Source organism: Peribacillus butanolivorans (assembly GCF_001273755.1).
Classification (GTDB): domain Bacteria; phylum Bacillota; class Bacilli; order Bacillales; family DSM-1321; genus Peribacillus; species Peribacillus butanolivorans.
Map to the genome: position 1 here is coordinate 465,325 of NZ_LGYA01000005.1, position 6,191 is coordinate 471,515.

Sequence of the window (6,191 nt, forward strand, 5' to 3'; positions counted from 1 at the left end):
TCTACCTTATAATGTAATAGATAAAATAAGATGTACTATGGAGGGAATTAATGATGACAACACCAAAAGAACTTCGTTACACAAAGGAACATGAATGGGTCAAAACAGAAGATGGAACAGTACGCATCGGAATTACAGCATTTGCTCAGTCCGAACTTGGGGACATCGTTTTTGTTGAGCTTCCAGAGATTGGCGCTGAACTGAAAGCGGACGAGCCATTTGGCAGTGTTGAATCTGTTAAAACTGTATCTGAGCTGTATGCTCCTATCAGTGGTAAAGTTGTTGAAGTAAATGAAGAGTTGAATGACAATCCTGAATTCGTAAATGAATCTCCTTTTGAAAAAGCATGGATGATCGTGATTGAACCATCAAATATCAGTGACGTTGAAAACCTGATGAGCGCTGAAGAATATGATAGCCTGATAAACGGTTAAAATGAGGGAGAGAGGGTCTAAATAGGCCTGCTCTCTTTTTCAGTTTATAAAAAGGCAGGGTGCACACAATTCGTGAGATGGAGTGATGACATGGAGTGGGGCGAATTTGATAAAGTTATCATTGTAGAAGGCAGTTCCGATAGAAGAAAAGTTGCCTCCGTTTTGAATGAAGATGTGGAAATAAGATGTACAAATGGGACCATTTCATTAACTAAGCTGGATGAGTTAGTAGATGAAATGATGGACCGTGATGTTTATCTCCTTTTTGACGCAGATGATTCAGGAGAAAAGCTACGGAAGCAATTCCGAAGGGAAATGCCGGAAGCAAGCCACTTGTATATCAATAAAATGTACAAAGAAGTGGAAAGTGCCCCCGAACATCATATCGCTACAGTGCTCCTATCTGCCAATATGAATGTGAAAATGAAATTTTTAAGTCAAAGGGTGAACGACTAATTGATGCAAGAAATGAAAGAAGAAGATTGTAGGCTTGCTGTTGAAGAAGGGGAAACCTTTTGCTTATATTTATATACACCTTTGTGTGGGACCTGTCAGGTGGCTTCTAGGATGCTCTCGATATCATTGGAGCTTTTTCCAGACTTGAAGGCAGGAAAGATGAATATGAACTATGTCCAAACAATCGCCGAATCATATGAAATTGAGAGTGTACCTTGTTTATTACTATTTAAAGAAGGGCAGCTGCGGAAAAAAATATATGCCTTTCAGTCTGTTCCTTATTTGTACGGAGTGCTTAAGGAAATAAGCTAAAAAGCCAATCCAATATGGGTTGGCTTTTTAGCTGTAGAAAAGTAGTGAATAAACGATATAGTTGATGGGGAATTGAAATAAGAATATTCAAATAATTGATTGACTGGATAATTCTAAAGTGCTATATTTTGAATTAAGAAAGTAACTGCTAAATTTAATAGTTCTTATCAAGAGTGGCGGAGGGACTGGCCCGACGAAGCCCGGCAACCGGTATAAATTTATATACGGTGCTAATTCCAACAGAGTATTAGCTCTGGAAGATGAGGAGAGTATATAAGCCTCTTCTTATGAAGTGGTTTTTTTGCTTGTTAAAAGAGGAAGGCCTGATTCTTAATTCCAACTAAATCCATAGAAAAAGGGGAGAAATCTTATGGCAGAGAAAAAGTTGCGTTTCGAAACATTGAGTGTTCACGGGGGTCTGCAAGTAGATGAAACGGGTGCACGTGCAGTGCCTATTTATCAGAGCAATGCATACTTGTTCAAAGATACTGACCATGCAGCAAATTTATTTGGCTTAAAGGAAAATGGCTATATTTATACACGACTTCATAATCCTACGGTCAGTGTTTTCGAAGAAAGAATGGCCTTGTTGGAAGGTGGTATCGGCGGACTGGCAACAGCAAGTGGGATGGCTGCCATTACACTGTCAATCCTAAATATTGCTGGTGCAGGAGATGAAATAGTGTCCGCCTCTACATTATATGGCGGTACGTATAATCTTTTTGAAAATACTCTTCCTAAATATGGGATAAAAGTGAAGTTCGTCTCTCCTGATGACCCTGAAAATTTCAAAAAAGCCATCACTCCTAGAACGAAGGCTATATTTGCGGAAACAATTGGAAATCCAAGTCTAAGGATTCTTGATATTGAAGCTGTAGCGGACATCGCTCACAATGCGGGTATACCACTCATTATCGATAATACCTTTGCTACCCCGTACCTTTGCCGGCCAATTGATTTTGGAGCGGACATTGTCATCCACTCTGCTACAAAATGGCTCTTGGGAAATGGAACCACCTTAGGAGGCATCATCGTGGATGGGGGCAAATTTGACTGGAACTCACCAAACTACCCTGGCTTTACGGAACCGGATCCAAGCTACGATGGGATTGTATACTCTGAAGCAGTCGGTCCTGCTGCCTTTATCACAAAAGCGCGTGTGCAATTACTTCGTGATTTAGGGCCGACGTTAAGTGCTCAAAGCGCGTTCCAGTTTACGCTGGGGCTAGAAACGTTGCATGTGAGAATGAAAGAGCATCTTTCAAATACTAAGTCTGTTATTCAATATTTGGAAAATAATCCTGCTGTGAACTGGGTTTCGCACCCTAGTAATGGAAGTCACCCTGATAAAGCGCTGGCGGATAAATATTTGCCTAAGGGAGCAGGAGCTGTTGTGACTTTTGGAATTCAAGGTGGACGCGATGCTGGAGCAAAACTTATCAATTCGGTAGAATTATGGTCGCATGTAGCCAACGTAGGGGATGCTAAAAGTTTAATTATCCACCCTGCTAGTACGACCCATCAACAATTAAATGATGTAGGTTTAGCAAAAGCGGGTGTAAGTGCTGATCAAGTGCGCATATCGATTGGTATTGAAAACGTAGAGGATTTAATAGAAGATTTAGAGCAGGCAATTGAAAAAGCGACGAATATTGTCTCCTTAACTTCTAAAACTGTTTAATAAAAAAGACCTGTTCATTCTTTCCTAGAAATATTATACATTGCGCTCCTTTTTTATCTATGATAAAATTTCTCCATACTAAAGAACTTAATGATGTACAAATATTCTATATATTAGCTCTTATCAAGAGAGGTGGAGGGATGTGCCCGATGAAACCCGGCAACCGACAAGGAAATTTCCTTGGAAAGGTGCCAATTCACACAAAGTTTAATCGCTTTGGAAGATGAGAGAAAGGCCTGCTTTTTCACCTGCCTTTCTGCTCATGCAGAAAGGTTTTTTCTATTTAGTTTGGGAAAACCTTTACATGTATAGCAATATTGAAAAACGGTTTTAAATCATATTTACAGGCTGATAATGAAGATAAATCAACTAAGTTCATAGGTTTTATTGGATAAAAGAGGTGAGTATTAATGATTACATTGACAAAAGTTAGTAAGCTATTCCGAACAGGAAAAGGAAGCAGCGACACGATTAAGGCTGTAAATAATGTTAATGTTGAAATAAATAAAGGCGAGATTTTCGGTATTATTGGCTACAGCGGAGCAGGGAAAAGTACTTTGATCAGGATGCTTAATGGATTGGAAACACCAACAGAAGGATCCGTTGTGGTGGCTGATAAAGAAATTTCCAAAATCAAAGGTGCTAAACTACGTAAAGCTCGACAAGAAATCAGCATGATCTTTCAACATTTTAATTTATTATGGTCTAGAACCGTTCAGGAGAATATATCGTTTCCTCTAGAAATTGCAGGGGTTTCGAAAAACGAACGTATCAAGCGTGTGAATGAATTAATTAAGTTAGTTGGGCTTGAAGGAAGAGAAAAGGCATATCCTTCGCAATTAAGCGGAGGGCAAAAACAAAGGGTCGGTATTGCTAGGGCTCTGGCTAACAATCCTAAAGTGCTACTGTGCGATGAAGCGACGTCTGCTTTAGACCCGCAGACAACCGATTCAATACTTGAATTGCTTGTGGACATCAATAAGCGTCTTGGTCTAACGATTGTTTTGATTACACATGAAATGCACGTCATCCGTAAAATTTGTCACCGCGTGGCAGTAATGGAAAATGGTCAAGTAGTTGAACAAGGACCTGTCCTGGAAGTCTTCAAGAATCCGAAAGAACAAATGACGAAGCGTTTCGTTCAACAGGTAACAGAGCCTGAAGAAACAAAAGAAACAATGGAACACTTGCTGGAACGCTATCCGGCAGGAAAAGTAATTCAATTGACGTTCGTAGGAGATCATGCAGAGAGTCCGTTAATTACTAAGCTGGTACGTAACTTTGAGTTGGATGTCAATATCGTTCAAGGAAAAATATCTCAAACTAGAAGTGGTTCATATGGAACGTTATTTATCCACCTTGATGGCAATGAGGATGAAATGCTCCGCGCAATCGAATTCATTAAAGCACAGCATGTAGGCGTGGAGGTGATGACTCATGCTTGAAGAATTATTACCGAATGTATATTGGGAAGACATTATTGAAGCAACAAAAGAAACACTTTATATGACTAGTATCTCAGTACTAGCAACCTTTTTTATAGGCATACTATTAGGGTTAGTCCTGTTTTTAACAGGGAAAGGTAATATGTGGGAAAATCGGGTAATTAACTCGATCATGAGTGCTATCGTTAATATTTTCCGTTCTATTCCATTCCTTATTTTAATTGTGTTACTCATACCTTTCACAAAATTGCTTGTCGGTTCTATGATCGGTGAGAATGCAGCATTACCAGCCCTTATTATCGGGGCGGCACCATTTTATGCACGTATGGTTGAAATCGGCCTCCGTGAAATCGATAAAGGTGTAATTGAAGCGGCTAAATCAATGGGAGCGAAAACGAGCACGATCATTTGGAAGGTACTTCTTCCAGAATCGATGCCAGCATTAATTTCAGGGATTACGGTAACATCGATTGCATTGGTTGGATATACCGCAATGGCAGGGGTTATCGGTGCAGGCGGGCTTGGTAATCTGGCCTATCTAGACGGCTATCAAAGGAATCACAATGACGTTACACTTGTAGCGACGATTGTTATACTAATTATCGTCTTCATTATTCAAATTATTGGAGATGTGATTACATCTAAATTAGACAAAAGATAAAGGGAGATGAATAGGATGAAAAAGTTTTTAGGATTTGCATTAGTACTTGTTTTATCGATTGCTCTTGCTGCTTGTGGAACCGATAAGGACAACAGCGGCAGCGATACAGAAAAGGAAACGAAAAAATTAGTTGTAGGTGCATCCAATGTTCCGCATGCTGAGATTCTTGAAAAAGCTAAACCTCTTCTTGAAGAAAAAGGAATTGAGTTGGAAATTAAACCGTTCCAAGATTATGTTTTACCGAATAAGGCTTTAAACGATAAAGAATTGGATGCTAACTACTTTCAACATATTCCATATTTAGAGGGGCAAATTAAAGAAAATGGATATGACTTCGTTAATGCTGGTGGAATTCATATCGAGCCGATTGCTCTATATTCACAAAAATATAAAAGCATTGATAAACTTCCGGAAGGCGCAACAATTATTATGAGTAGCTCTGTTGCTGACCACGGACGTGCGTTATCTCTATTAGAAAAAAATGGCCTGATTACATTAAAAGAAGGCATCGATAAAACGACAGCTACAACAAAAGACATTGTTGAAAATAAGAAAAAACTTAAATTTGATGCGAATTATGAAGCATCTTTACTTCCGAAAATTTATGAGAGTGGCGAAGGGGATGCCGTTCTAATCAACTCTAACTATGCGATTGACGCTGGATTGAATCCGCTTAAAGATTCAATTGCTATTGAAGACTCTGAATCACCATATGTAAACGTTATTGCTGTTAACAAAGGTGATGAAAATAAAGAAGAAATCAAAACGCTAGTAGAAGTATTACATTCTAAAGAAATTCAAGATTTTATTCTAAAGGAATACAAAGGTGCAGTCGTACCAACTAAATAATTTATGATAAAGAACGACCTGGAAATCTTCAGGTCGTTTTTTTATCATTTCCCGCCAGAAGACTCCCTCTTCAAGCGTGAGAAGGGCGAGAGCCCAACGGTAAGGGGGAGATGAATGGCGGTTGGTCCAAAGTACCCTTTGACAAACGTATGTTCTCTGGGTAATAATAACTATAAGGGGAGGTGAAACCAATGGTCGTAAACAAAGCTTATAAATTTCGAATCTATCCAACTAAAGAACAACTAGTTCTAATCAATAAAACGATCGGCTGCTCCCGTTTTGTCTATAACTTCTTTTTAGGCAAACAAAAGGAGAAAGATGCCTACTGGTATATTTGTGAAGAAATGAAGCAG

8 protein-coding genes and 2 riboswitches are annotated in these 6,191 nt (G+C 39.1%); all 8 genes read left to right on the plus strand.

Annotated features, from left to right (window positions below):
* Nucleotides 1–53: 53 nt before the first annotated feature.
* The gene (gcvH, locus tag AKG34_RS24180) at nucleotides 54–434 is read left to right on the plus strand and encodes a glycine cleavage system protein GcvH (protein WP_053348874.1); all 381 of its coding nucleotides are present in this window, start codon (nucleotides 54–56) and stop codon (nucleotides 432–434) included.
* Nucleotides 435–524: 90 nt separating this feature from the next.
* Nucleotides 525–890: a toprim domain-containing protein gene (locus tag AKG34_RS24185; RefSeq protein ID WP_053348680.1), complete on the plus strand. Its 366-nt coding sequence runs from the start codon at nucleotides 525–527 to the stop codon at nucleotides 888–890.
* 3 nt (nucleotides 891–893) lie between these two features.
* Nucleotides 894–1,202 (plus strand): thioredoxin family protein, encoded by a 309-nt coding sequence (locus tag AKG34_RS24190; protein ID WP_053348875.1) that lies wholly within the window; start codon nucleotides 894–896, stop codon nucleotides 1,200–1,202.
* A 161-nt stretch (nucleotides 1,203–1,363) separates the two neighbouring features.
* A riboswitch (SAM riboswitch) is annotated at nucleotides 1,364–1,469 on the plus strand.
* A 103-nt stretch (nucleotides 1,470–1,572) separates the two neighbouring features.
* A complete protein-coding gene (locus tag AKG34_RS24195) occupies nucleotides 1,573–2,883 on the plus strand; it encodes an O-acetylhomoserine aminocarboxypropyltransferase/cysteine synthase family protein (protein ID WP_180320489.1) in 1,311 nt (436 codons plus the stop codon).
* Between the two features lie 117 nt (nucleotides 2,884–3,000).
* A riboswitch (SAM riboswitch) is annotated at nucleotides 3,001–3,113 on the plus strand.
* A gap of 180 nt (nucleotides 3,114–3,293) precedes the next feature.
* Nucleotides 3,294–4,328, plus strand: coding sequence for a methionine ABC transporter ATP-binding protein (locus AKG34_RS24200; RefSeq protein ID WP_053348681.1), 1,035 nt, complete (start codon nucleotides 3,294–3,296; stop codon nucleotides 4,326–4,328).
* Complete coding sequence (locus AKG34_RS24205) at nucleotides 4,321–4,989, plus strand: methionine ABC transporter permease (RefSeq protein WP_053348682.1); 669 nt, start codon at nucleotides 4,321–4,323, stop codon at nucleotides 4,987–4,989. Before AKG34_RS24200 ends, AKG34_RS24205 begins: the two co-directional genes overlap by 8 nt.
* A gap of 15 nt (nucleotides 4,990–5,004) precedes the next feature.
* Nucleotides 5,005–5,838, plus strand: coding sequence for a MetQ/NlpA family ABC transporter substrate-binding protein (locus tag AKG34_RS24210; protein WP_053348683.1), 834 nt, complete (start codon nucleotides 5,005–5,007; stop codon nucleotides 5,836–5,838).
* A gap of 191 nt (nucleotides 5,839–6,029) precedes the next feature.
* A partial coding sequence (locus AKG34_RS24215) for a helix-turn-helix domain-containing protein (protein ID WP_152952410.1) occupies nucleotides 6,030–6,191 on the plus strand: 162 nt, incomplete at its 3' end.